Below are 26,896 nucleotides of genomic sequence, written 5' to 3'. Positions count from 1 at the left end.
GGATATTTCGTGCGATAGCGTAGAGCTCAGGACCAGGAAAAGCTATGCTGCTGAGATTCTCATCCGTCACAGTGAATTATGAACAAAATCGTCTATGTGGAAGATGAGCCAGAAGTAGGCGAACTGATCGCCGCTTATCTTGGCCGCCACGATATTGAAGTTATTGTTGAAACGCGCGGTGACCGCGCCGAAGCCACCATCGCCCTGCACGATCCCGATTTAGTGATGCTGGATATCATGTTACCCGGCAAAGATGGCATGACACTGTGCCGCGATCTACGTGCCAGCTGGCAAGGTCCGATTGTGCTGCTCACCTCGCTCGATAGCGACATGAACCACATTCTGTCGCTGGAGATGGGCGCTAACGATTACATCCTCAAAACCACGCCGCCGGCGGTGTTGCTGGCGCGCCTGCGTTTGCATCTGCGTCAGGCGCATGCCGGTCAGCCGGAAGTGACGCCCGCCCTACAAAGCTCACAACGCGTGCTGCGTTTTGGTTCCCTGACCATCGACTCGCTCAATCGCCAGGTGACGCTGTTTGAGGAGAATATTGTGCTATCCACCGCCGATTTCGATCTGCTGTGGGAACTGGCGAATCACGCCGGACAGATCCTCAATCGCGATGCGCTGCTGAAAACCCTGCGCGGCGTGACCTACGATGGCATGGATCGCAGCATCGACGTGGCAATTTCTCGCTTACGCAAAAAACTCTACGACAGCGCCACCGAGCCATTCCGCATCAAAACCATCCGTAACAAAGGCTATCTGTTCGCGCCGCAGGCCTGGGATACCCGTTCCGCATGAGAAAGCTCTTTATTCAGTTCTATTTGCTGCTGTTCGTCTGTTTTCTGGTGATGACGCTGCTGGTTGGGCTGGTATACAAATTCACCGCCGAACGCGCCGGACGCCAGTCGATGAACGACTTGATGGCCAGCTCGCTTTTTTTGATGCGCAGCGAACTGCGCGAGATCCCACCGCGCGACTGGAGCAAAACCATTCGCAGCCTCGATCTTGACCTGTCGTTTGATCTGAATATCGAGCCGATGAGCAAATATCAGCTGGGTGATGCAGACATGAAGCGCCTGCGCGCCGGGGAAATCGTGGCGATTGACGATCAGTACACCTTCTTACAGCATATTCCGCGCAGCCACTACGTGCTTTCCGTTGGCCCGATTCCGTATCTTTTCTATCTGCATCAGATGCGCATCCTGGATATCGCGCTGCTGGCATTTATCGGGATGTCGCTGGCGCTGCCGGTGTTTATCTGGCTGCGTCCGCACTGGCAAGAGATGCAGCGGCTAGAGAAAGCCGCGCAGCGTTTTGGCCGTGGCGAACTCGACGTGCGCACCCATTTTGAAAGCACCTCCAGCCTGCACAGTCTTGGCGTAGCGTTTAATCAGATGGCGGAGAACATCAACACGCTGGTTGCCAGCAAGAAACAGCTGATTGACGGCATCGCGCACGAGTTGCGTACGCCGCTGGTGCGACTGCGCTACCGGCTGGAGATGAGCGATAACCTCACCGCCACGGAATCCGCCGCGCTGAACCGCGATGTGGGCCAGCTGGAGAGTTTGATTGAGGAGTTGCTGACGTATGCGCGCCTCGATCGTCCGCGCGTTGATCTTCATCTGCAATCCTTCGATCTTGCGCAATGGCTACGTGTACATATTGAAGACGTGCAAACCATGAATCCGCAGACGCAGATTGCGCTGGATATCCCGCAGCTGGAGAACGTCGGCAGCGCTGATACGCGCCTGATGGAGCGTGTGCTGGATAATCTGGTGAATAACGCCCTGCGTTATGCGCAACAGCGCCTGCGCGTCAGCTTATGGTTTGATGGCGCGCTGGGCTGTTTGCAGGTGGAAGACGACGGTCCGGGCATTCCGCAGGAAGAGCGCGCCCGTGTGTTCGAACCTTTTGTACGCCTCGATCCAAGCCGCGATCGCGCCACCGGCGGTTGTGGTTTGGGTCTGGCGATCGTGCACTCCATTGCGCTGGCCATGCAGGGAAATGTCTCGATTGAGAGCAGCCCGCTTGGCGGCGCCAGCGTTCGCTTTTGCTGGCCGGTTGATCTACCCTTGCGGGACATTGCGCCACGCTTACCGTCATAAGGAGCTTTTTACGTGACTTCTGCTTATCAAGAACTTAGCCGCACTTTTCAGCGTCTCTCCCGCTTTGGCCATTTAGGCGCCATTGCCGGTGTCGATATGCAAACCACTATGCCGCCGGGCGGCAGCCAGGCGCGCGGTGAAGCGATGGCCGAACTGAGCGTGTTCATGCACGAAGTGCTGACCGATAAACGCCTCGGCGGGCTGTTTGATGCCGCGCAGCAGGAATCATTGAATGATGTCGAGCAGGTTAACCTGAGCGAGATGCAGCACGCCTGGCAGCAAGCGACGCTGCTGCCCGCCTCACTGGTTGAAGCCAAGTCGCTGGCCGGTTCGCGCTGTGAACACGCCTGGCGTCAGCAGCGTCCGGCGAACGACTGGCAAGGTTTCTCCGCCAATCTGAAAGAAGTGGTCAAGCTGAGTCGTCAAGAGGCGCAGCTGCGTGCCGATGCACTCGGCGTATCGCGCTACGACGCGCTGCTGGATGTGTTTGAGCCTGGCATGACCAGCGCGCAGCTGGATCAAACCTTTGGCGATCTGAAAAGCTGGTTGCCCGACCTGCTACAAAGAGCAGTGGCGAAGCAGCAGCAAACCCCGATCGCGCAGCCGGTGGGTCCGTTCGCTATCGAATCGCAGAAACAGCTCGGCCTGAGTGTGATGAAAACGCTGGGCTTCGATTTCAATCACGGCCGTTTAGATGTGAGTGCGCACCCGTTCTGTGGCGGCGTGCCGGAAGATGTGCGCATTACCACGCGTTACAACGAGAACGACTTCCTCAGCGCCATGATGGGCGTGATCCATGAAACCGGCCATGCGCGTTACGAGCAGAATTTGCCAAAACAGTGGCGCGGTCAGCCGGTGGCGCAGGCGCGTTCTACCGCAATTCATGAGTCGCAAAGCCTGTTTATGGAGATGCAGCTGGGGCGCAGTAAAGCCTTCCTGCAGCATGTTCATCCGCAGGTGGTGGCGCTAATGGGCGATCAGCCTGCGCTGGAGTTAAACAACTTTATTCGTCAGGCGCAGCGCGTCAAGCCGGGCTTTATTCGCGTCGATGCTGATGAGCTGAGTTATCCGGCGCACGTGATTTTACGTTACGAGATCGAGCGCGCGCTGATTGAGGGCGAGATTGAGGTTGATGATATCCCGGCGCTGTGGGACGAGAAGATGCAGCAATCGTTGGGCATTGATACGCGTGGCAATTATCGCGATGGTTGCATGCAGGATATTCACTGGACCGACGGTGCGTTCGGCTATTTCCCAACCTACACCTTGGGTGCGATGTATGCAGCCCAGCTGTTCCAGGCGGTGAAGCGTGCCATTCCGCAGGTTGAAACGCTGATCCAGCAAGGTGAGTTGCAGCCAGTGTTTGACTGGTTACAGCAGAACATCTGGCAGCACGGCAGCCGTTTCCCAACGCAGCAGCTGCTGATCAATGCCACCGGCGAAGCGCTGAATCCACACTATTTCCGTCAGCACCTTGAACAACGTTATCTCTCTGAGTAAACTGCGCGGCGGCCGATGCGGCCGCCCTTTTCACTTCCTTTACGCCGCTTTGTACAATCCGTTACACGCCGATACCAATGCCTCACGGAAAGCCTGAATTGTTTTTCATATAGTGTTTTCACCGGCCCCGCAGTGGGCTACACATGAAAAAATAGTTCGAGGATTTTGCAATGAAAAAATTATTTGCACTGGTGATCGCCGCTGCTATGGGTATGTCTTCTGTTGCTTTCGCTGCTGAGACCACAGCTGCTCCAGCAACGCCAGCAACCACTGCAGCGCCAGCGAAACACAAAGCAGTACACCATAAGAAACCTGCTGCTCAGAAAGCGCAGGCTGCTAAGAAGCACAAAAAAGTAGAGAAGAAAGCGCCAGCTGCACAGAAAGCTCAGGCCGCTAAAAAGCATCATAAAAAAGCAACCAAGCCAGCTGCACAGAAAGCCCAGGCTGCTAAAAAGCACCACAAAGCAACCAAGCCAGCTGCACAGAAAGCCCAGGCTGCTAAAAAGCACCACAAAGCAACCAAGCCAGCTGCACAGAAAGCTCAGGCTGCTAAAAAGCACCACAAAGTAACTAAGCCAGCTGCGCAGAAAGCTCAGGCTGCTAAAAAGCACCACAAAGTGAAAAAAGCAGCTAAATAAGATCGCCTTTAGCGCCAACACCGTATTGATGATTGAAAACACCCGGTTATGCCGGGTGTTTATTTACTGGAGTAGCGAAAAATGGTGCGTCGCTATCGCTTCGAAATTATTCTGATTGTGATGATCCTCTGTGGCATAGTTGCAGCCAGCTTTTTTATCTAGTCGTTGTAGCGTGCTGATTACTCCAATATTTCTCCCTTTTTCACCGCTCACCGACTATAGTTATCGCTCAAGCGTGATGACAACAACTTCTACTTATTCTCGCCATTGAGAGAACTATGCGCCTGGCTATCCTGTTACTCGTTGGTCTTTTCAGTTTTACCCACACAGCACATGCCGATGATGAAGATGGGCCAAGCCCGGAAGACATCAAAACGTTGTTCTTTGGCAAAGATCATCGCCAGGCGATTAGCGACGTGAGCGCCGCGCCCTGGGATGCCATCGGTCAGTTAGAGACCGAAAGCGGTAACCTCTGCACTGCCACCTTGATTTCTGCCCATCTGGCGTTGACCGCCGGACACTGTTTATTGGCTCCGCCCGGCAAGTTTGATAAGCCGGTGGCGCTGCGTTTTATGGCCAGCGCGAAAGGTTGGCGCTACGAGATTCATGATATTGATGCGCGCGTTGAACCCTCTTTAGCGCGCCGGTTGCAGGCAGACGGCGAAGGCTGGATCGTGCCGCCGGGAGCCGCACCCTACGATTATGGACTGGTTATTTTGCATAATCCGCCCTCCGGTATTGTGCCGATTCCATTGTTTGAGGGTTCGCGTGGCGATTTAACCGCCGCGTTGAAAACCACGCAACGTAAAGTGACGCAAGCCGGATATCCGGCCGATCACCTGGATACGCTCTATTCGCACAGCGATTGTTTAGTGACCGGTTGGGCGCAGCGTGCAGTGTTGTCGCATCAGTGCGATACCTTGCCGGGCGACAGCGGTTCGCCGCTGCTGTTGAAGAACGGTGATGAGTGGCAGTTGATTGCGGTACAGAGTTCAGCACCCGCGCCGGCCGATCGTTACCGTGCCGATAACCGCGCGATTGCGGTGCCGTCCTTTAAAGATAAGTTGGAAGAGTTAGCTCAGTAATTCGGCGCTCTCAGGCAAAAAGGCGGGGCCGCTGCGTAACGTCGTCGTGGACCCATCCCTGGGGCCTCTGCCGCCGCATCAATGCGGCGGAAGCTTTACTCCGCGGCCCCGCCTTTCCGCCTTCTTCGATATTTGTGCGATGTTAAGTTCCTTAGCGGCGCGATTTATCGCGCCATCTAACAATTAACTCAACTGCTCCATCGCCTGCAGAATACGCTTATCCGAAATTGGATAAGGCGTGCCCAGCTGCTGGGCGAAATAGCTAATTCGCAGCTCTTCCAGCATCCAGCGAATCGCCTGCACGTCGGCATCATCCTGACGCTGGGGCGGCAATTTATTCCGCCACGTCTGCCAGGCTTGCTCCACCGCCTGCACTTTCAGCATACGCGCACGATCGCTGTGAGGATCGACCGGCAGCTTCTCAAGACGACGCTCAATACCTTGCAGATAGCGCAGCGTATCACCAAGACGCGACCAGCCATTGCCGGTGACGAAACCGCGATACACCAGGCCATTCATTTGCGCTTTGATATCGCCTAACGCCAGCGCCAGCGACATATCCACGCGTCCTTTAAGGAACTTGTTGATATTGAACACGCAGGTCAGGATCTGTTCGACCTGTTTGGCGATGGTGACCACGGTTTCATTCAAATCAGCACGCACTTTGTCGCGCAGCTGTTCGAAGTTTTCCTGTTGCCACGCCGGGCCGCCCGCCTCCGCCATCAGCTTATCCACGCCGCAGGCGATACAGTCATCGATCAGTTCCAGCACTTTGCCGTAGGGATTGAAGTACAAACCGAGTTTGGCTTTGTTCGGTAGCTTCTCGTGCAGATACTTGGTTGGCGACGGAATGTTGAGCAGCAGCAGGCGACGCTGACCGCGCCACATCATTTTCTGCTGTTCCACTTCGCTATCGAACAGGCGAATCGCCACGCTGTCCTTTTCATCCACCAGCGCCGGCCAGGCTTTGACCTGATAGCTGCCGCGCTTCTGCTCGTAGCTTTGCGGCAAATCGCCAAAGCTCCAGATGTGCAAACCGCTCTGTTCCAGGCCATCATCCGCCACTTTCGACAGCGTTTCCTGCACTTTGCCTTTCAGCAGCAGCCGCAGCTGATGCAGATTTTTGCCTTCCTGCAGCTTACGGTTGTGTTCGTCAACTACACGGAAGGTCATTTTCAGGTGATCGGGCACCTGATCCCACTGCCAGGCTTCCCGGTCAATGGTGACGCCGGTCATGCGGCGGAATTCGCGTTCCAGCGCATCCAGCAACGGCAGTTCCATCGCCGTAACGCGACCGAGAAACGCTTCGGCGTAGTTGGGCGCGGGTACCAGATTACGGCGCACCGGCTTGGGCAGCGATTTGATCAGCGCGATAACCAATTCGCGGCGCACGCCCGGAATTTGCCACTCAAAACCGGTCTCTTCAATTTGGTTCAGCAGCGGCAGCGGAATGTGCACCGTCACGCCATCGGCATCCGCGCCCGGTTCAAACTGATAGCTCAGTTTGAGTTTCAGGTTGCCTTGATGCCAGAAATTGGGGTAATCGAGCTGGCTGACTTTGTCCGCGCCGTCTTTGATCAGCATTTGCTTATCAAAGCTCAGCAGATCCGGATTCTCTTTGCTGGCCTGCTTCCACCAGCTATCGAAATGGCGTGCAGACACCACGTCGCTGCCGATGCGGCGATCGTAGAAAGCAAACAGCGTTTCATCATCGACCAGAATGTCGCGACGACGCGATTTGTGCTCCAGATCTTCAATTTCGTTGCGCAGTTTCAGGTTGTTGCGGAAGAACGCGTGACGCGTCTGCCAATCGCCCTCCACCAGCGCATGACGGATAAACAGCTCGCGGCTCAGTTGCGGATCGATGCGGCTGTAATTAACCTTACGCGCCTGCACAATTGCCAGGCCGTAAAGCGTCACTTTTTCCGTCGCCATCACCGCGCCCTGTGCTTTTTCCCAGTGCGGTTCGCTGTAACTGCGTTTAATCAGATGCTGCGCCAGCGGCTCGATCCATTCCGGATCGATACGTGCGGCAACGCGGCCCCATAAACGGCTGGTTTCCACCAGTTCCGCCACCATGGTCCACTTCGGCGGCTTCTTAAACAGCCCGGAACCGGGGAAGATGGCGAAGCGCGCGTTGCGAGCGCCGGTAAACTCCTGCTTGTCGTTATCTTTCTGACCAATATGCGACAGCAAACCGGTAAGCAAAGCGCAGTGCACTTCACGATACGGCGCAGGTTCGCTGTTGACCGGCATCCCCTGTTCCCGCACCACCTGACGCAGTTGCGTGTAGATATCCTGCCATTCACGCACGCGCAGATAGTTAAGGAACTCGGTTTTACACAAGCGGCGGAAGTGATTGCTGGAGAGCGCTTTTTGCTGCTCCTGCAGGTAATTCCACAGATTGACGAAGGCGAGGAAATCAGACTCTTTATCCTCAAAACGACGATGCTTTTCGTCAGATGCCTGCTTTTTATCCGAAGGACGCTCGCGCGGGTCCTGAATCGATAGCGCCGCGGTGATGATCATCGCTTCGCGTACGCAGCCAAATTTTTGCGCTTCCAGCACCATGCGCGCCATACGCGGATCGACGGGCAACTGCGCGAGCTGGCGGCCCGAAGGCGTCAGCTTGTAGGTTTCGTCTTCACTCAGCGTGATTGCACCCAGCTCTTCAAGCAGGCGCACGCCATCCTGAATATTGCGCTTGTCCGGTGCTTCGACAAATGGGAAGGCAGCAATATCGCCCAGTCCCAGCGCGGTCATCTGCAGAATCACCGAGGCGAGGTTAGTACGCAGAATTTCAGGATCGGTAAATTCCGGGCGGCTGAGGAAATCATCCTCGGAATAGAGGCGAATACAGATACCTTCCGAAACGCGGCCGCAGCGACCTTTTCGCTGATTAGCGGAAGCCTGCGAAATCGGCTCAATCGGCAAGCGCTGCACTTTAGTGCGGAAACTGTAGCGGCTGATACGTGCGGTGCCAGGATCGATAACATATTTGATGCCAGGCACGGTCAGCGAGGTTTCCGCCACGTTGGTCGCCAGCACGATGCGGCGTCCACTGTGCGACTGGAACACGCGGTTTTGCTCGGCGTTCGACAGGCGCGCATACAGCGGCAGAATCTCGGTGTGCGCAATATCGCGCTTCATCAGCGCATCGGCAGTATCGCGGATTTCGCGCTCGCCGCTCATAAAGATAAGGATATCGCCGCGGCTCTCTTGTCCCAGCTCATCGACCGCATCAAAAATCGCCTGCAGCTGATCGCGATCGGTGTCGTCAGCCTCTTCCACCATTGGGCGATAACGTACTTCGACCGGATACGTCCGGCCGGACACTTCAATCACCGGCGCATTGTGGAAATGGCGTGAGAAGCGCTGCGGATCGATGGTCGCTGACGTGATAATGACTTTTAAGTCGGGACGACGCGGCAACAGTTCGCGCAGATAGCCGAGCAGGAAATCGATGTTCAGACTGCGTTCGTGTGCTTCATCGATAATGATGGTGTCGTACTGCAGCAACAGGCGATCCTGCTGGATTTCCGCCAGCAGGATACCGTCGGTCATCAGCTTAACCTGGGTGGTTTCGCTCACCTGATCGTTAAAGCGCACCTTGTAACCGATGGTGCCGCCGAGCGAGGTTTCCAGCTCATCGGCAATGCGGTTGGCCACGGTGCGCGCCGCCAGACGACGCGGCTGAGTGTGACCAATCAGCCCTTTAACCCCGCGCCCCAGCGCCAGGCAGATTTTCGGCAGCTGCGTGGTTTTACCCGATCCGGTTTCACCCGCGACGATTACTACCTGATGCTGACTGATCGCATCAGCAATGTCCTGCTGCTTCTGACTTACCGGCAGGTTGTCAGGGAAAGTGATGCGCGGTGTCGCCGCCGTGCGCTGCGCCAGGCGTTGCTCCGCCGCGACAAATTCCGGCTCCAGTTCAGCCACAATGCCCTGCCGCGCCGCAGGATTTTTCACCTTTGCAGCGCCCAGCAGTCGACGTCGCAGACGTTGACTGTCGCGCAGCGTCAGATTATCGAGCCGCGGCCAGAGGGAGGCTAAAGGTGAAGAGTCGGATGATGACATAGCGATGCGTTACCTGTTGTTGCAGCGGGCAGATGATTTCCCGGCGGATTCAAGCAATTAATGGTCGGCATCATAGCACAATTTGGAACACCTGCCTGAACGGGACGTGCGAGGTTATTCAATTATTTCGAACATTGATCTCGAAATATTGCGCTTTTACCCCGCGGGCTAACTCCGTACAGTGTAAAGCATTGAGCGGTAAGCCAACCGCGTAACGCACAGGAAAATACCATGAGCAAAGTTTTAGTTCTGAAATCAAGCATCCTCGCTGGTTACTCTCAGTCAAATCAACTGGCTGACTTCTACGCTGACGAAGCACGCGCTAAAGGTGACTCGGTTACCGTACGTGATTTAGCCGCGCAGCCGATTCCGGTGCTGGATGGTGAGCTGGTTGGCGCGCTGCGCCCATCCGATGCCCCACTGTCACCACGTCAGCAGGAAGCGCTTTCTCTCTCCGATGAGCTGATTGCTGAACTGCAAGCCCATGACACCGTGGTTATTGCCGCACCCATGTACAACTTCAACATTCCAACTCAGTTGAAAAATTACTTCGATCTGATTGCCCGCGCTGGCGTGACCTTCCGTTACACCGAAGCAGGTCCGGAAGGTCTGGTGACCGGCAAACGTGCGGTGATCCTCTCCAGCCGTGGCGGCATCCATAAAGATACGGCCAGCGATCTGCTGACCCCATACGTGAAGCTGTTCCTCGGCTTCATCGGTATCACTAACGTGGAGTTCGTGTTCGCGGAAGGCATCGCTTATGGTCCAGAAGTGGCGACCAAAGCGGCTAACGATGCAAAAGACGCCATCAAACAAATTGTTGCTGCGTAATCATTTTTTTCGCATGATCAATGCCCGTCAGGCTTAACTGGCGGGCATTTTTTTGCTGTTATTTTTCAGCACAGCGAAAGGAGATGAAGTGACACAACACAATCAATATGGTCAGCCTATCGGTTTTGCGCTACCCGACTGGCAACCCGCAATCTTCCCGCCCGCTGCTATTCTCACTGGCCGCTTTTGCCATCTCACACCGCTTCAACTCAATCACGCGCCTGCCCTGCTTGCCGCCTTTTTGCTTGCACCCGACGATCGCGACTGGACCTGGCTTGGCGCATCGCAGCCGCAATCGTTAGTCGAGATGAACGATTGGATTGCTAACAAAATAGGTGACCGTGGATTGGTCAGTTATGCGGTGATCGATCAGGCTAATCAGCAAGCGGTTGGCGCGGTCTGTTTCGCCAATATCGACGTGCAGAACGGCGCGATTGAGATTGGCCATGTGACCTGGTCGCCGCTGATGCAGCGCAACGTATTGGGCAGTGAAGCGTTATATCTGCTGTTGCAGCAGGCCTTCGCGCTCGGTTATCGCCGCGTGGCTTGGCGTTGTGATTCCCTAAATCTGGCGTCCCGACGCGCAGCTGAACGTATCGGCTTTACCTTTGAAGGTCGTTTTCGTCAGGCCATGACGCGCAAACAGCGCAATCGCGATACCGATTGGTTATCGATCATTGATGGTGAATGGCCGCCGATTCAGCAGGCTTTAAGCCAATGGCTGGCGGTGGAGAATATGGATCAGCACGGACGCGAAAGGCAAAAGCTGCGCTGCTTTTTCTCCGCAGATTGACGTTGGCTATACTGACTCGCTGTTATCCACGCAATTGAAGAGGTACTCATGTCCAAGGTATTTATCATTGGCGGCGCAGGCAACATAGGCCGTCGTCTGGCATCACTGCTGGCCGCAAACGGGCACGTTGCGCGCCCGCTGTTTCGCAAAGCGGAACAGGAGCAGCCTTTGCGTGAACGGGGTGCGGAGCCGGTTAACGGCGACTTAACCGCGCTGGACGCCACATCCCTCGCCGCTTTGATGACGGGCAGCGATGTGGTGGTCTTTACCGCCGGTGCCGGTGGCAAAGGCGGTGAAGAGATGACGAACGCCATTGATGGCAAAGGATTAACTACCGCGGTTGCTGCCGCGCAGCAGGCCGGCATCTCACGCTTTCTGCTGGTGTCGGCTTTCCCTGAAGCCGGCAGAAACAAAAGCCTCTCCGCCAGCTTCGAAAATTACATGCGCGTGAAGAAAGCAGCAGATGTCGAGCTGGCGCAAAGCGATCTGGATTGGGTGATTTTACGCCCCGGCACGCTAACGGATGAGCAAGGCCAAGGCCGGGTGCGTGCTGGTTTGGCCATCCCGTATGGCGATATTCCTCGCGATGACGTGGCGGCGACGCTGGCTGAAATCATCGATCAACCGGCGGTCAGCCGGGTGATCATTGAATTAACCGGCGGTGAAGTGCCGGTACATGAAGCGGTTAAGCAACTGGCAACACGCTAGCGTCTTCAACCATCTGCTTCATCCAGCGAACGCAGATGGTCTTTTTTGTTTAGCGTCATCAGCGCCGGAATACTGATTGCAGCCGTGACCATAATGTACCAGGCGGGGATATCCAGATTCCCCGTTTGCTTAATCAGGGAGGTAATAATCAGTCCGGCACACCCCGAGAAAACCGCGTTAGAGAGTGAATAGGCCAGCCCCAGCCCGGTATAGCGGACGCGCGTGGGGAACATTTCAGCTAACATTGCCGGGCCCGGTCCTGCCAGCAATCCCACAATTCCACCCGCCACAAACACCACCAGCGCCTTGATCAACAGCGTTGAGGAATCGGCCTGCAACACTTTCAATAACGGTAATGCCAGCACCAGCAACAAACATGCCGCGATAACCATCACGCTGCGGCGTCCGATTTTATCGCTAAGTATGCCCGCTGGAATGATGGTGGCGGCAAAGCCAAGATTGGAGATCACCGCAATCAATAGCGCCTGGTTAAAGCCGGTGTGCAGCGAAGATTGCAGATAGGTTGGCATGATCACCAGATAGGTATAGCCCGCCGCTGACCACACCATCACGCGGCTGATTGCCAGCAAGATAATCCTGAGCGTCGCGCCAAAACTGGCGCTGACCGCCATTGGCTGATGCGCTTTTTGCGTTTGCTGCTGACGCACGAAGCTGGGCGTTTCTTCCATGCTGTAGCGCAGCCACAGCGCCACCATCCCCATCGGCAAGGCGAGGAAGAAGGGAATGCGCCAGCCCCAACTGTGCATCTGATCCACACTCAACACCGCCGACAGCAACGCGACAATGCCAGCGCCCGCCAGCAGGCCCAACGCCACGGTGAATGATTGCCAGGCACCGTAACGCCCTCGCTGCCCTTTGGGGGCAAACTCTGTCATCAGTGACACCGCACCGCCGTATTCCCCCCCGGCAAACAAGCCCTGCAGAATACGCAGCCCGGTAATGATCAGCGGCGCCGCCACGCCAATGCTGGCATAGGTGGGAATAATGCCGATCGCGGTCGTTACCAGCGTCATCATGATCAAGACAAAAATCAGCGTCGGCTTGCGCCCAATACGATCGCCCATGCGGCCAAAAAATATTGCGCCCAACGGACGGAAGAAAAAGGCGATGGCGAAGGAAGCATAGGTCAGAATAATGCCGGTCAGCTCGGCTTCGCCTTGCAGGCGAAAGAAGTTCTGCGCGATCACCGTCGCGAGAAAGCCATAAACCGCAAACTCGTACCATTCAATGAAATTACCCACTGAACCGGCGATTAAGGCGCGCTTCTGTGCATCCGTTGTCGTTTGAGGCATTGGCATTTTAAGCTCCCAAAAAGATTATCTGCTGATCAACCTTACTTACGCAGCCACTGCCCATTGATGCCGCGCACATACTCGCCGCTACCTGCGCGGTTCACCAGCTTTTCGCCGGCGATGCGCGCCACTTCGCTGGCGGTCAGGTTATTTTGCTGCGCCACGCGCTGATATTGCTGCAGGCGGCCATCGTTGATGCGCTTGACCAGCGCCAGCGTTTCTTCGTCCTGCTGACGCGCCGCCACATAGCCGCTGAGCGTTTCGCCCACGCGCCCCTGTTGACGCGCCTCATCCAGCGTGAGCGCCCAGGCAGACGGCATCAGCAGCAGCGCCGCAAGCAGCGCGATCCCCTTGCGTTTCATCATGCTTCTCCTCAAAACAGTCCGCTCTGATTCTTCAGCAGCGCTTCCACATCTTTATCCACCTTGATGTGAATCTCATGCTCAATTTTGACGTTCATATTGATGGTGATGGGCTCTTTCGGCGCCGCAACTTCAATGCGCGGCACGCAGCCAATCAGCGGCAGCCAGGCTGCCAGCACCAGTAATGCCCTGAGGCTCATGGTTGGGGATCCTTCTTCGAGGGTAAGGTGGCATTTTGCTCCACCCAGGATTGCAAATTATCGCCAAAGCGCAGGCTGCGCCACAGCTGGAACAAATTTTCCTGATGCCGGTAGTTTAGATTAACGGTCTGTCGGCGGTTACTGAACTGGCTGACGCCTTTCACTTCCGATTGCATGATCAGATTGCCGAAGTTATCCAGATCGATAGTGGCCCATGAACGCGAGATTTCCATGTAGCGCAGCCAATCCAGCGCCGCTCCGGCCGCAAAGTTATTGCTGACAATCGCGTCCGCCATATCTTTATCCAGCCGGAAGGTGAGCGGACCGCTGTTGGCGATCCAGCCCTTTTCAACCAGCCATTGCGGATTATTCACCCACAGCGGCAATTCGCCATTGACCTTGCCAGACATGGCAAACTGCTTGGGTTTGATCGCGCTGACCAGCTTGCTGAGATTGATCTCCTTCAGCGAGACGCGCGCCGCTTGATGCTGTGGCATGCGCAGTTCGGGCATGCTGACGTGTCCGCCTAACAGATCCAGATTGACGTTGCTGAGCGTTAACGGCTGGCGCTCCTGCCATGGATAGTGACCTTGCAAATCGGCGGTGATGTTTTGCAGCGAGAACTGATTTTTTACTTCGGCGATACGCAGTGAAACCGGGCCGCGCCGTCCAAGCTGCCATTGATGATCCTTCAGCCGGAACGGCAGCGAGAAATCGATGCCGTTGATTTCACTGTCCGGCATCCACAGGCTGCCGTTTTTCACCGTCCAGTGACCGCCCGCTTCAAAGCCCTGCTCGCTAGCCGCCGAGAATGCCACCTGCGCGCGCAGTTCACCCGATTGGATACGCATTTTTAAATCGCTGCTGAGCAGCGGCTGGAACACCGTCAAAGATTGCGCCGGCCACCAGGCTTCGCCGCGCAGACGTTCGCCGTCCCAGCGGCCATGCACGCGTACCGGGCCAATATCCTCCGCCGTCAGCTGACCGCGCCAGATAAACTGGCTGGGATCGCTGCCTTTGGCTTCAAAATTAAGTTCTGATGGCGGCAGCCAGCCGCCGTAGCTGAACTGGGTTTGACCGGATTTTAGTGTGAAGCCACCGTTAAACGCCGGATGCGCAGGATCGCGTTGCCAGCGCACCGGCGCATTGAGCGTCAGGCGCGGTTTAGCCACTTGCACCATGCCGTACGCCAGCTTATCGAAACCGGTATTCAGCGTGTCGAGGCTGATCAAGGTGTCCTGCCAGCTGCCGGTGCCCTTCACGTCCCATTTGGCGGTGAGCGGCTCGATCAGGCCGTCCCCCCAATAACGCCAGTTCCACACGCCGCTGTCGGGCCAGAAATCGCTGGCGCGGCCATCGAGATGCAACCTGAAGCGACCAAAGCTGGGATCGTGTGCCTTAAGTATCGCCTGCAGGCGACCATTAATTCCGCTCGACGCCACCGTCACGCCCGCCAGCGGCCAGCGCGCTTCATCCACTTCCAGCGTTGAGAGCAAGCGACCGCGCAAACGCAGCAGCGCGCCTTGTTTCAGGGTCAATTGCGGATCGGTCAGCACGCCGTGCAGTAAGCCCGGCATGCTGCCAAACAGCTGCAGATCGGCGAATTTGCTCTCGCCGGTCAACTGGAACGGCAAGGCGCTATCGACCATGCTCAGTTTGCCAGGGCCAACGCTTAATACCAGATTGCCTTTACCGCCGCGCCCTTGCGTCAGCAAATTAAATCGCCCGCTGACCAGCGTGTTTTCCAGTCCTTGCTGCCAGTTTTCCAGCGTTACTGCCACGCCACCCGATAGCGGCTGATCGGCCTGCGGCCAGCGCCATTGACCTTGCGTAATACGAATCTGCCGCTCATCGACCTGCCACGGCATCTGCAGCAGCGGCTGATCGTCATCCTGCTGCTTCACCGTCAAGGTGCCTTGCTGTTGCCGCCAGTTAAGCGTCAGCGCCAGCGGCTGCGGCCACTGCACAATATTGAGATCAGCGCTGAGTTCGCCCGCCACCGGCAAACCATCGGCAAAGGTTGGCAAGGTGACATCGCCATGCAGGTTGAGCGGTTTGGGCAGTAAAGGATGACTGAGCTGCAGCTGGGCAATCTGCAGCAGCTGGCCTTGCAACCGCGCATCCACACTCAGGTTGTCGCCCTGATAATGCAGCCGCTGCACATCGTTATTTAAGGTGAGATCGAAACGGCCGGCATATTGTTGCCACGGCAGAATGGTGATTTTTTGCAGGTGGACATCGGCGCCAGGCAACATCTTCTGCCAGTCGGCCAGGCTGCGCGGCGCACCGCTGGCTTCGCTGTGCGGCAGCGATTGCAGGCAGTCGCTGTTGAGTTGGACTTCTCCCGCGCTAAGTTGCCAGCGCTTTTGCTGCCAGCCGAGCGCCGCATCACTGACGTTTGCCAGTACACAATCGCCCGCCAGATAGCGCACCGCCGGGAAATGCAGCGCGCCTTGCTGCCAGCGCGGCGTGCCGTTGAGTTCCACTCGGGTGTTTTCAGGCAGCCAGATACCGGCCAGACGCGGCAACCATTGCGTGAGCGTCAGCAGCAATCCCAATAGCAGCAATATTAGCGCCAGCAGCGCAGCAAGTGTTCGGCGAAGGCCACGCGTCATGGCAGTTAACGTTCCTGTTCTTTACACAATCCTGACGAGGAGCCAAATGATGGCATGTTACGTCCGGCAAATGAAGGTGTTAGCGACATAGTCTGGCTGAAGCACAGCAAAATGACGCGGAAAACGTTATCCTGTTGTGATACCGACGTTGCATTTTTCAGGAGCGAAACAATGAAAGTTGCGGTTTACAGCACCAAGCATTACGACCAAAAATACCTTGAACACGTCAACGACAGCTACGGATTTGAGCTGCATTTTTTTGACTTTCTGCTGACACCGGCGACGGCAAAGAACGCCGCGGGCTGTGATGCGGTGTGTATTTTCGTCAACGATGACGCCAGCAAAGCGGTGCTGGAAGAGTTGGCGGCGCTGGGCGTGAAGCACGTTGCGCTGCGCTGTGCCGGTTTCAATAACGTCGATCTGGCGGCGGCGAAAGCGCTCGGCTTAAACGTGGTGCGCGTCCCGGCATATTCGCCAGAAGCGGTAGCGGAACATGCGGTTGGCCTGATGATGACGCTGAATCGTCGCATTCACCGCGCCTATCAACGCACGCGCGACGCTAACTTCTCGCTGGATGGCTTAACCGGCTTCAACATGCATAACAAAACCGCGGGCGTGGTCGGAACCGGCAAGATTGGTATCGCGGCGATGCGTATCCTCAAGGGATTTGGCATGCGCCTGTTAGCGTTCGATCCCTATCCAAGCCAGGCGGCGCTGGAGCTGGGCGCGGAATATGTCGATCTCAAAACGCTGTTCGCCGAAGCCGATGTGATTACGCTGCACTGTCCGCTCACGCCGGAAAACCACCATCTGCTTAACGCGCAGGCGTTCAGCCAAATGAAAGATGGCGTGATGATCATCAACACCAGCCGTGGCGGTTTGATTGATTCACAAGCGGCAATTGATGCGCTTAAACAGCAGAAGATTGGTTCGCTGGGGATGGATGTGTATGAAAACGAGCGCGATCTGTTCTTTGAAGACAAATCGAATGACGTGATTCAGGATGATGTGTTCCGTCGTCTGTCGGCCTGTCACAACGTGCTGTTCACCGGCCATCAGGCTTTCCTGACCGCCGAAGCCTTGACGGCTATTTCAGAAACCACGCTCAGCAACTTACAACAGCTGGAACGCGGCGAAATCAGCCCGAATCAGGTCACCACCTAACCCTTCTGCGCCTGCCTTAGCGGGCGCAGCTTCCACCCATTAGCGCCTGTTCGTCACAGCGACGACCATTCGCCAACTGGCACATACCGATGCGTGAACCGTCTAACTGACGCGAAAACGCCAGCGATCCCCCGGCATTACTGCAATTCACTTCAGCCATTGATGACATCACAACGCGCGGTTGTACGTGGGCGGCAGTAGCTTGTTGCGGCGGTTCGTTGTCACTGTTGCTGCTGCAGGCAGAAAGTAACAAGGTAGCGCCAGCCAGCAGGAAGAGAGCGGCTTTCATCGATGGGGCTCCGGGGATTGAGCGAAAAAGTCGCACCAGCATATGTCAGGTGCGCTGAGGGATCGATAGGCGACACAGCTTTTTACAAAATTTAATTTCATTGTTTGCAAGCAGAATTATCCTGTTTGAGATGTTTCCGCCCTTTTCACCCGGCGGATGATTTGTTTATCAATAACTAAGGAGAGAACGATGTTGACGGATATGCTTATCCGCATCGCGCTGGCTGGAATTCTCGGCGGACTGATTGGGCTAGAGCGGCAGCTGCGCGCCAAAGAGGCCGGTTTGCGCACCCATATCCTGGTCGGTATCGGTAGCGCGATGTTTATGCTGGTATCGAAATATGGCTTTGCCGATATGTTAGTCAGCGACCATGTAGCGCTCGATCCCAGCCGTATTGCGGCGCAGGTGGTGAGCGGCATGGGCTTCCTTGGCGCCGGTACCATCATTATTCAGAAGCAAGTGGTGAAAGGTCTTACTACCGCCGCCGGTTTATGGGTGACGGCGGCGATTGGTCTGGTGATCGGTAGCGGCATGTATGAAATCGGTATCTACGGCACCGTGCTGGCGCTGGTGGTGCTGGAGACGTTCCGTCGCATCAGTCACTTGCTGATTGGCCGTCACCATACGCTGCTGGTGCACCTCAAACCCAAAAGCGTGCCGCTGGTGCTGCTGGTGCTGCAACGCGAAAATGTGCGTTACGGTCACATCGCCGTAGTGAACCGTGATGAAGAGGTTGGTCTGTGCGAACTGAGCGTTGAGGTGACGTTGTCACGACGTACACCAATGCATAATATCTATGACAAAGTGATGGAAATCAAAGGCGTTCAATCGCTGGAGATGATGTAAAAATCATCAATATTAGATTGCGGTGCGCTGCCATCTCGCCAGCACACAGATGAAAAAGTCGCGTCTTGGCCCTTTGCTAAACTGAACTGATAACCCCCGTAAAGTTTGCGGGTTTCTCAGCGTAGCAAAGGACGATTTATGATTACCGTCGACGGTAACGGTGCAGTGGCTTCAGTCGCCTTCCGCACCAGCGAAGTGATTGCCATTTATCCCATCACGCCCAGCTCAACCATGGCCGAGCTGGCGGATAGCTGGTCCGGCGAAGGCCGCCGTAATATCTGGGGCGATGTGCCGCGCGTGGTCGAGATGCAATCTGAAGGCGGCGCGATTGCCACGGTGCACGGCGCGCTGCAAACTGGCGCACTCTCAACCACCTTTACCTCTTCGCAGGGATTGCTGTTGATGATCCCGACGCTCTACAAACTGGCGGGCCAGCTGACGCCGTTTGTGCTGCACGTCGCGGCGCGGACCGTGGCGACGCACGCGCTGTCGATATTTGGCGATCACTCCGATGTCATGGCAGTACGACAAACCGGCTGCGCGCAGCTCTGCGCCTCCAGCGTGCAGGAAGCGCAGGATTTTGCCCTGATTGCACAAATCGCCTCACTGAATAGCCGCATCCCGTTTATCCACTTCTTCGATGGCTTCCGTACCTCGCACGAGATCAACAAGATTGTGCCGATCAGCGATGAAACCTTGCAGGCGCTGATGCCCGCCGAGGCAATCAACGCCCATCGCGCCCGTGCATTGACGCCGGATCGTCCAACGATTCGCGGCACATCCGCCAATCCTGATACCTATTTCCAGTCACGCGAAGCCACCAATCGCTGGTACGACGATTGCACCCAGCACGTTGAGGCTGCAATGACCGCGTTTGGCGAAAATACCGGCCGTCATTATCAGCCGTTTGAGTTTTACGGCCACCCGCAGGCCGAGCGCGTAATGGTGATGATGGGCTCCGGCTGCGGCACGGCGGAAGAGGCGATTGATGAGATGCTGCGGCGCGGCGAGAAAGTCGGGCTGTTGAAAGTGCGCCTCTATCGCCCGTTTTCGGCGGCGCATTTGCTGCAAAAGATCCCCGCTTCCGCCCAGCGGATTGCGGTGCTCGATCGCACCAAAGAGCCCGGCGCGCTCGGCGAACCGCTATTCCTGGATGTGATGACCGCGCTGGCTGAAGCTTACAGCCGTGGCGAGCGGGCGTCGCTGCCGAAGGTGATCGGCGGTCGCTATGGTTTGTCATCGAAAGAGTTCGCACCCGATGCGGTGCTGGCAGTGTTTCGTGCCTTGCTGCGCGAAACACCGCCAGCGCGTTTTACCGTCGGCATTTACGACGACGTCACCCATCTTTCGCTGCCGCTGGAAGCCAACATCGTGCCGAATCGCGCACGGCTTGAAGCGCTGTTTTATGGTTTGGGCAGCGACGGCAGCGTCAGCGCCAGTAAAAACAACCTGAAGATAATCGGTAACGCCACACCGTGGCAGGTGCAGGGCTATTTCGTCTACGACTCGAAGAAAGCCGGCGGCCTGACGGTTTCCCATCTGCGCGTCAGTGAATATCCGATTCAATCCGCCTATTTGATTCAGCAAGCCGACTTCATTGGCTGCCATCAGCTGCAGTTTATCGATAAGTATTCGATGCTCGATCAGCTTAAGCCGGGTGGGATTTTTCTGCTCAATACGCCCTACAGCGCTGAGGAGGTGTGGCCGCACCTGCCGCAGGAAGTGCAGAGCCAGCTCAACGATAAACAGGCGCGATTTTATGTGATCAACGCTGTGCGTATCGCGCGCGAATGCCAGTTGGGCGCACGCATCAACACCGTGATGCAGATGGCTTTTTTCCAGCTGACCCAGATTTTGCCAGGCGATAGCGCATTAACTGAACTGCAAAACGCCATTGCGCGCAGCTACAGCAGCAAAGGCGAAGAGCTGGTGCAGCGCAACTGGCAAGCGCTAGCGATGGCACAACAAGCGCTGCAGACGGTGCCGCTGCAACCGGTAGACGATCGCAGTCCGCATCGCCCGCCGGTGGTAGCCGATAGCGCACCCGATTTCGTCAAAACCGTCACTGCGGCGATGCTGGCCGGCCTTGGCGATAAACTGCCGGTTTCGGCGCTGCCGCCTGATGGAACCTGGCCAGTTGGCACCACGCAATGGGAAAAGCGCAATATCGCCGAAGCCGTGCCGATCTGGCAGCCCGATCTCTGTACGCAGTGCAACCATTGCGTCGCCGCCTGTCCGCACTCGGCCATTCGCGCCAAAGTGGTTGATCCTGCAGCGCTGGAAGATGCGCCAGCTTCGCTCGCTTCACTGGAGGTGAAATCGCGCGATATGCGCGGACAGAAATACGTGCTGCAGGTGGCGCCGGAAGATTGCACCGGCTGCAATCTGTGTGTGGAAGTGTGCCCGGCCAGCGATCGCCAGCATCCAGAAATCAAAGCCATCAACATGAAATCACGCCTGGAGCATGTTGAGACGGAAAAGGTCAATTATGATGCCTTCCTCGCGCTGCCGGAAATCACCGCCGAGCAGCTGGAACGTATTGATATCCGCACATCTCAGCTGATCACGCCGCTGTTTGAATATTCTGGTGCCTGTTCGGGCTGCGGGGAAACGCCCTATATCAAACTGCTGACGCAGCTGTATGGCGATCGCCTGCTGATTGCCAATGCCACCGGCTGCTCCTCCATTTATGGCGGTAATCTGCCTTCCACGCCTTACACCACCAATGCTGAAGGTCGCGGTCCGGCGTGGGCGAATTCGCTATTTGAAGATAATGCCGAATTTGGTTTGGGCTTCCGCTTGAGCGTCGACCAGCATAAACAGCGCGCGCTCAGACTACTTGATCAATGCGCTGCGCAGCTACCGGCGGCATTGGTTGACGCATTAAAAGGTGACGGCGTCACCATTGCGCAACGACGCGAGCAGATTACGCAGCTGCGCGCCCTGCTCGCGGCTTCACCGCAGCCAGAAGCCAAAGCGTTAAACGAAGCAGCGGATGCGCTGGTGGCGAAATCAGTCTGGCTAATTGGTGGCGATGGTTGGGCGTACGACATTGGCTACGGCGGCCTCGATCACGTGATGAGCCTGAGCGAAAACGTCAACGTGCTGGTGTTGGATACACAGTGTTACTCCAATACCGGCGGCCAGGCATCAAAAGCGACGCCGCTCGGCGCAGTGACCAAGTTTGGCGAACAGGGGAAACGCAAGGCGCGTAAGGATCTCGGCATGTCGACGCTTCTGTATGGGCATGTGTATGTGGCGCAGATTTCGCTGGGCGCCCAGCTCAATCAAACCGTGAAAGCGATTCAGGAAGCGGAAGCCTGGCCGGGACCCTCGCTGATCATCGCTTACAGCCCGTGTGAAGAGCATGGCTACGATCTGGCTTATAGCCACGAACAGATGCGCCTGCTGACCACCAGCGGTTTCTGGCCGCTTTATCGTTTTGATCCTCGACGCGCCGAGCAAGGTAAAGCCGCGCTGGCGCTGGATTCGCGTCCGCCGACCTCGGAACTCGAACAGGCATTGATGAACGAGCAGCGTTTCCGCCAGTTGCAAACTCAGCGGCCAGATGAAGCGTCGCAGCTGTGGCGTGATGCAACGGAAGCCGCCAGTCAGCGTTATCAGCGGCTGGCCGAGTTAGCCGGGAAAACCGAGAAAAGCGAGTAGATGAAAAAGCCCGGCGCGATGGCCGGGCGTTGCTTTGCTGGGTTAATGTTAATGGATTAACAAGGCTTGAGCTGAACGATGGCCATCTCTACCGCCCGATTCGGTGAGCCGGTGAGTTCACGATAGCGCAACTGTAGATTGCGCAACTCGCTAGCTAACACCTCTTTTTCGGTTGCTGCGCCACGCTGTGCCAGCTCCAGATAACATTGCCCCACCAGCCGACACGCCTCTTCAAAAACCATATCGTACGTTTGCATTTGCCGCTCCTCACCTAAAGAAAGTAAAAAAAGCACTTCGGCCATCCTGTCAGGCCCAGATGAGGTAAATATTTGCCCAGATCAATAAATAGCCAGATTGTTCTGACAAAGTGTGCGCCTTTGTCTCAAGCGCATTGAGTTATCATCAGAAAAGAGATCACTTCAGGCTAGCATTCGCGCCCGCAATCCGTACCATACGCAGTCATGTTTACAGGGTTTATTGCCGTTGAAGATTGCTTCAGCCACTAACGGCCCTCGCCTTCACTCTCAAGCGTGAAAATAATGTCAGAAAATCAAGAAGTAACAAAAAAAGAGCAGTACAACCTCAACAAACTGCAGAAGCGTTTGCGTCGCAACGTTGGCGAAGCCATTGCTGACTTCAACATGATTGAAGAAGGCGATCGCATCATGGTTTGTCTGTCTGGTGGTAAAGACAGCTACACCATGCTGGAGATCCTGCGTAATTTGCAGCAGAGCGCGCCGGTGAATTTCTCGCTGGTGGCGGTGAATCTCGACCAGAAACAGCCCGGTTTCCCGGAGCATATTCTGCCCGCCTATCTGGAACAACAGGGCGTTGAGTATCACATCGTTAACGAAGACACTTATTCCATCGTTAAAGATAAGATTCCTGAAGGCAAAACTACCTGCTCGCTCTGTTCGCGTCTGCGCCGCGGGATTCTGTATCGCACCGCCACCGAGTTGGGTTGTAGCAAAATCGCCTTAGGTCATCATCGCGACGATATTCTGCAGACTATGTTCCTCAACATGTTCTACGGCGGCAAGATGAAAGGCATGCCACCAAAACTGATGAGCGATGATGGTAAACATATTGTGATTCGTCCACTGGCATACTGCCGCGAGAAAGACATCATTCGTTTTGCGGAAGCGCGCCAGTTCCCGATCATTCCGTGCAATCTGTGCGGTTCGCAACCGAATCTGCAACGTCAGGTGGTTGCCGACATGCTGCGTGACTGGGATAAACGTTATCCGGGCCGTATCGAAACCATGTTTACCGCGATGCAGAATGTGGTGCCATCACATATGGCCGACATTAATCTGTTCGATTTCAAGGGCATCAAACACGGTGATGCAGTGGTAGATGGCGGTGATTTAGCGTTTGATCGCGAAAGCTTGCCGGTGCAGCCTGCGGGTTGGCAGCCAGAAGAGGATGATGCGCCGAATCTCAGCGTACGTCTTGATGTGCTGGAAATTAAGTAATAGGTTTTGCTGCAAAAAAGGCGCGTCGCTTCGGCTACGCGCCTTTTTTATTAACGGTGCGGCGGTGGATCCTGAATCGGTGGGAATTCGGGATCGTGTGGTGGCTGTGCGGGTGGTATCGGCTGCGGTTGTGGAATCGGTTCGGGAATCGGTGGTGGATCGGTAGGAATCGGTTCGCTGGCAATGATCTCTTGCATGCCCTTCTCCTTGTCGCTGAATGTCCTTTAAGCATAGGAAAGGTTGGCCGAGCAAGCCAGGCGGACAAAAAAAAGCCGGCGGATAAGCCGGCGTCGTACGAATCAAATGTGCTATGCAGTAATTCAAAAAAGGAAGTAAGACAATATGGAGCGCAACGCCCATCGCTTGACGTTGCATTCACCTGCGGGAAAGAGTTTGCCCCGATTGCGCTGGCGGGATATTGATATCGATCAGGTTTAATCCGCTTTTCTGCCTTACAACCATTTCCGCCGTTTCAGCCATATTGCCACGCCGCCAACCATTACCAATAGCAGCACGCAGAACGCGGTAAAGCCCAGCGCCCAATTGCCGCCCGGAATACCGCCGAGGTTGACGCCGAATAAGCCGGTAAGGAACGTGGCCGGTAAAAAAATCATCGCCATCAACGACATGGTATAAGTGCGGCGGTTCATCGATTCCGCAAGTATTGACGCCACTTCATCCGCCAGAATCGAAGTACGCGCCACGCCCGCATTAAGATCGTCCAATCCGCGACCTAAGCGATCGGCAACTTCTTGCATACGGCGACGATCGTCGTCGTTCATCCACGCCATCTTCTCGATAGCCAGCCGCGCATACACATCGCGCTGTGGTGCCATATAACGACGCATCACAATCAGCTGCTTACGCAGCAGCGCCAAATCGCCGCGCGCTGGTACTTCCTGATTCATCAGCGCATCTTCCAGCTCGATAATTTTATCGTGCATCTCTTCGATAAATTCGCTGGCGTGATCGGTTAACGCATCGCACACATCCACCAGCCAGCTGCCGCCGTCAACCGGACCGTTACCTTGTTGTAGATCGGTCAGCACGGCATCAATGGCGTACACTTTGCGACGGCGCGTCGAGACAATCAGCTTGTCGTTGATAAATACGCGCATCGCCACCAGCTGATCGGGACGTGAATCGGCGTTATGGTTCACGCTGCGCAGCACAATCATGAAGCCGTCACCGAGCCGCGTCACGCGCGGACGCATGCTGTCACCCGCCAGCGCATCACGCACCGAATCGGGGATCAGCGGCGTGTTTTGCAGCCATTCCGCACTTTGCCGTTGGGTGTAATTGAGGTGCAACCAGCAGGGACGTTCGCAGTTGATGACGTCTTTATCTTCGATGGGGATCATGCCGCCTGCGCCATCCAACTGACAGGACACAATGGCATCGGATACTTGTAACGCTTTTCCTTCAATGACGTTCACGAACTCGCCTCACTATCAAAATCAATACGATACAGTCTAGCGTGGCGCAGACCAGTTGCAATCATCAGGCTGTGAGCAAAGATGACAGGCGGTGACAATCACCGCCTGCGGATGTGCGGGATTAATGCTTCTCAATCCACAGCTCGCGGCTGTACGCCACGTCTTCAGGATTGGTGATCGGATAACCTTTCACCCACGGCTTGATTAAGCGGCCGTTGGTATATTGGTAGATCGGCGCGATCGGCGCCTGATCGGCGATGATCTGTTCGGCTTTGTTGTAATCGGTGTTACGCGCCGCCACGCTGGTTTCTGTGCTGGCTTTGGTGATCACCGCATCGTAATCGGCACTGCGGAAGCGCGCGATATTGCCGGTGTGGATCGAGGTCAGCAGACTGAGGAAGGTTGAAGGCTCATTATAATCGCCGATCCATGACGCGCGGATCACATCGAAATTGCCGCTGTTACGGCTGTCGATATAGGTTTTCCACTCCTGATTTTGCAAGGTGACATCCACGCCAAGATTCTTCTTCCACATTGAAGCCACCGCGATAGCAATTTTCTGATGGCTTTCCGAGGTGTTGTAGAGCAGCGTCAAATGCAGCGGTTTGCCCGGTCCATAACCTGCCGCTGTCAGCAATGCTTTGGCCTGCGCGTTCAGCTCCTGCTGGCTATGTTGCTGCAGATAGCTCTTCATCGGGGTGAAACCGGCGGTAACGTCCGGCGTGAAGTGCCAGGCCGGTTTCTCGCCGGTGCCCAATACTTTCTCCGCAATGATGCGACGATCGATACTCCACGACAGCGCCTTGCGCACGCGTACATCAGCGGTTGGCCCTTTCTCGGTATTGAACGCGTAGTAATAGGTGCCAAGCTGATCCGGCGTATACACCTGACCAGGCAACTCTTTTTTCAGCAGCGCGTACATGTTTTTTGGGAAGGATTCGGTGATATCGATATCGTTGGCACGATAGCGTTTGGTAGCACTGGACTCTTCATTAATCGGAATAAACGTGACTTTCGTCAGCACCGATTTTTTGTCATCCCAATAGTTAGCGTTGCGCACCAATACAATTTTTTCGTTCACCACGCGATCCTGCAGCTTATAAGCGCCATTGCCCACCAGCTTGCCCGGTGACGTCCAGCTATCGCCCTCTTTTTCAATTACTTGCTTCGATACCGGATACATCGCGGCGTTGGCGACCATGCTCGGGAACCACGGCACAGGACGTGACAATGTCACCTTAAGGTGGGTCGCATCGGTTGCCGTCACGCCCAGCTTATCGGCGCTCATCTGTCCTCTGGTGATTGCTTCGGCGTTTTCAATGCCGCTTAAGGCGGCGAACCAGGCAAACGGCGAACTGTTCTTCGGCTCAACTAAACGTTGCCAGCTATAGACAAAATCCTGCGCGGTAACCGGCTCACCATTTGACCAGCGCGCATCTTTGCGCAGGGTAAACATCCAGGTTTTGTTGTCGTTGCTGCTCCAGCTTAGCGCCACGCCCGGCACGATTTTTCCGTGGGCGTCCTGATTGGTCAGCCCTTCAAACAGATCGCGCATCACCTGAATTTCTGGCAAGCCAACCGCCTTCATCGGATCGAGTGAAGCGGGTTCATCTTTAATATGGCGAACAATTTCCTGGGTGCTGGCCAGCTGTGCGCCCGACGGCACGTTGGCGGCGAATGCGGGTGAGACTGCACTGGCTACAATTAAGGCAGTCAGCGTTTTGCGGAACGTTAGTTTCATCACCACTCCTTTACGCGAAAAAAATGGCGACCGCGAAGAGATT

At 55.8% G+C, this 26,896-nt stretch carries 22 protein-coding genes; 12 read left to right on the top strand and 10 right to left on the bottom strand.

The window, feature by feature from the left end:
• The first annotated feature begins 78 nt into the window (after positions 1-78).
• From rstA to K5Y33_RS05345, 5 genes are all read left to right on the top strand, one after another.
• Positions 79-804, top strand: a complete 726-nt coding sequence (gene rstA / locus K5Y33_RS05365; RefSeq protein WP_101764317.1) for a two-component system response regulator RstA — start codon at positions 79-81, stop codon at positions 802-804.
• Entirely contained in the window at positions 801-2,111 is a 1,311-nt protein-coding gene (rstB, locus tag K5Y33_RS05360) for a two-component system sensor histidine kinase RstB (protein WP_137385849.1), read from the top strand. The genes rstA and rstB overlap by 4 nt, the downstream gene beginning before the upstream one ends.
• A gap of 12 nt (positions 2,112-2,123) precedes the next feature.
• Positions 2,124-3,611 (top strand): carboxypeptidase M32, encoded by a 1,488-nt coding sequence (locus tag K5Y33_RS05355; protein WP_222233389.1) that lies wholly within the window; start codon positions 2,124-2,126, stop codon positions 3,609-3,611.
• Between the two features lie 170 nt (positions 3,612-3,781).
• Positions 3,782-4,249: an acid resistance repetitive basic protein Asr gene (gene asr, locus K5Y33_RS05350; RefSeq protein WP_222233388.1), complete on the top strand. Its 468-nt coding sequence runs from the start codon at positions 3,782-3,784 to the stop codon at positions 4,247-4,249.
• 278 nt (positions 4,250-4,527) lie between these two features.
• On the top strand, positions 4,528-5,334 hold the full coding sequence (locus K5Y33_RS05345) for a serine protease (protein WP_137385851.1): 807 nt from the start codon (positions 4,528-4,530) through the stop codon (positions 5,332-5,334).
• A 183-nt stretch (positions 5,335-5,517) separates the two neighbouring features.
• On the opposite strand, the gene hrpA is transcribed toward K5Y33_RS05345, so the two are convergent.
• Positions 5,518-9,414, bottom strand: coding sequence for an ATP-dependent RNA helicase HrpA (gene hrpA / locus K5Y33_RS05340; RefSeq protein WP_222233387.1), 3,897 nt, complete (start codon positions 9,412-9,414; stop codon positions 5,518-5,520).
• Between the two features lie 231 nt (positions 9,415-9,645).
• Between hrpA and K5Y33_RS05335 the strand changes: the two genes are divergently transcribed.
• The 3 genes from K5Y33_RS05335 to K5Y33_RS05325 all read left to right on the top strand — a co-directional run bounded on the left by K5Y33_RS05335 (position 9,646) and on the right by K5Y33_RS05325 (position 11,746).
• The gene (locus tag K5Y33_RS05335) at positions 9,646-10,245 is read left to right on the top strand and encodes an FMN-dependent NADH-azoreductase (protein WP_137385853.1); all 600 of its coding nucleotides are present in this window, start codon (positions 9,646-9,648) and stop codon (positions 10,243-10,245) included.
• Between the two features lie 88 nt (positions 10,246-10,333).
• Positions 10,334-11,038: a GNAT family N-acetyltransferase gene (locus K5Y33_RS05330; RefSeq protein ID WP_222233386.1), complete on the top strand. Its 705-nt coding sequence runs from the start codon at positions 10,334-10,336 to the stop codon at positions 11,036-11,038.
• 48 nt (positions 11,039-11,086) lie between these two features.
• Positions 11,087-11,746: an NAD(P)H-binding protein gene (locus tag K5Y33_RS05325; RefSeq protein ID WP_222233385.1), complete on the top strand. Its 660-nt coding sequence runs from the start codon at positions 11,087-11,089 to the stop codon at positions 11,744-11,746.
• 5 nt (positions 11,747-11,751) lie between these two features.
• Here the strand turns inward: K5Y33_RS05325 and K5Y33_RS05320 are convergent, their stop codons facing one another.
• Genes K5Y33_RS05320 through K5Y33_RS05305 form a run of 4 tightly spaced genes read right to left on the bottom strand, consistent with a single transcriptional unit; the run spans position 11,752 to position 16,236 of the window.
• Positions 11,752-13,065: an MFS transporter gene (locus K5Y33_RS05320; protein WP_222233384.1), complete on the bottom strand. Its 1,314-nt coding sequence runs from the start codon at positions 13,063-13,065 to the stop codon at positions 11,752-11,754.
• A gap of 35 nt (positions 13,066-13,100) precedes the next feature.
• On the bottom strand, positions 13,101-13,421 hold the full coding sequence (locus K5Y33_RS05315) for a YdbL family protein (RefSeq protein ID WP_101764307.1): 321 nt from the start codon (positions 13,419-13,421) through the stop codon (positions 13,101-13,103).
• 11 nt (positions 13,422-13,432) lie between these two features.
• A complete protein-coding gene (locus tag K5Y33_RS05310) occupies positions 13,433-13,621 on the bottom strand; it encodes a YnbE family lipoprotein (protein WP_008106429.1) in 189 nt (62 codons plus the stop codon).
• Positions 13,618-16,236: a YdbH family protein gene (locus K5Y33_RS05305; protein WP_222233383.1), complete on the bottom strand. Its 2,619-nt coding sequence runs from the start codon at positions 16,234-16,236 to the stop codon at positions 13,618-13,620. The genes K5Y33_RS05310 and K5Y33_RS05305 overlap by 4 nt, the downstream gene beginning before the upstream one ends.
• A 171-nt stretch (positions 16,237-16,407) precedes the next feature.
• On the opposite strand from K5Y33_RS05305, the gene K5Y33_RS05300 reads away from it, so the two are divergent.
• Positions 16,408-17,400, top strand: coding sequence for a 2-hydroxyacid dehydrogenase (locus tag K5Y33_RS05300; RefSeq protein ID WP_222233382.1), 993 nt, complete (start codon positions 16,408-16,410; stop codon positions 17,398-17,400).
• Positions 17,401-17,416: 16 nt separating this feature from the next.
• Here the strand turns inward: K5Y33_RS05300 and K5Y33_RS05295 are convergent, their stop codons facing one another.
• A complete protein-coding gene (locus tag K5Y33_RS05295; protein ID WP_061718809.1) occupies positions 17,417-17,689 on the bottom strand; it encodes a DUF333 domain-containing protein in 273 nt (90 codons plus the stop codon).
• 189 nt (positions 17,690-17,878) lie between these two features.
• On the opposite strand from K5Y33_RS05295, the gene K5Y33_RS05290 reads away from it, so the two are divergent.
• Positions 17,879-18,535 carry an MgtC/SapB family protein gene (locus K5Y33_RS05290; RefSeq protein WP_222233381.1) on the top strand — a complete coding sequence of 219 codons (657 nt, stop codon included), beginning with the start codon at positions 17,879-17,881 and terminating at the stop codon, positions 18,533-18,535.
• A 138-nt stretch (positions 18,536-18,673) separates the two neighbouring features.
• Positions 18,674-22,201, top strand: a complete 3,528-nt coding sequence (gene nifJ / locus K5Y33_RS05285) for a pyruvate:ferredoxin (flavodoxin) oxidoreductase (protein ID WP_222233380.1) — start codon at positions 18,674-18,676, stop codon at positions 22,199-22,201.
• 56 nt (positions 22,202-22,257) lie between these two features.
• Here the strand turns inward: nifJ and K5Y33_RS05280 are convergent, their stop codons facing one another.
• Complete coding sequence (locus K5Y33_RS05280; protein WP_008106442.1) at positions 22,258-22,458, bottom strand: DUF2767 family protein; 201 nt, start codon at positions 22,456-22,458, stop codon at positions 22,258-22,260.
• Positions 22,459-22,740: 282 nt separating this feature from the next.
• Between K5Y33_RS05280 and ttcA the strand changes: the two genes are divergently transcribed.
• A complete protein-coding gene (gene ttcA / locus K5Y33_RS05275; protein WP_101764303.1) occupies positions 22,741-23,676 on the top strand; it encodes a tRNA 2-thiocytidine(32) synthetase TtcA in 936 nt (311 codons plus the stop codon).
• A gap of 50 nt (positions 23,677-23,726) precedes the next feature.
• Here the strand turns inward: ttcA and K5Y33_RS05270 are convergent, their stop codons facing one another.
• The 3 genes from K5Y33_RS05270 to K5Y33_RS05260 form a co-directional block, all read right to left on the bottom strand.
• On the bottom strand, positions 23,727-23,873 hold the full coding sequence (locus K5Y33_RS05270) for a hypothetical protein (protein ID WP_167391210.1): 147 nt from the start codon (positions 23,871-23,873) through the stop codon (positions 23,727-23,729).
• A gap of 255 nt (positions 23,874-24,128) precedes the next feature.
• Positions 24,129-25,112, bottom strand: coding sequence for a zinc transporter ZntB (gene zntB / locus K5Y33_RS05265; protein WP_137385861.1), 984 nt, complete (start codon positions 25,110-25,112; stop codon positions 24,129-24,131).
• A gap of 121 nt (positions 25,113-25,233) precedes the next feature.
• Positions 25,234-26,853, bottom strand: coding sequence for an ABC transporter substrate-binding protein (locus tag K5Y33_RS05260; RefSeq protein ID WP_222233379.1), 1,620 nt, complete (start codon positions 26,851-26,853; stop codon positions 25,234-25,236).
• Between the last annotated feature and the right edge of the window lie 43 nt (positions 26,854-26,896).

The sequence above is a fragment of the Pantoea sp. DY-17 genome, assembly GCF_019795975.1.
GTDB classification, from domain to species: domain Bacteria; phylum Pseudomonadota; class Gammaproteobacteria; order Enterobacterales; family Enterobacteriaceae; genus Pantoea; species Pantoea leporis.
The sequence above is the reverse complement of the archived record's forward strand: the minus strand, read 5'-3'. Positions and strand labels throughout refer to the sequence as shown.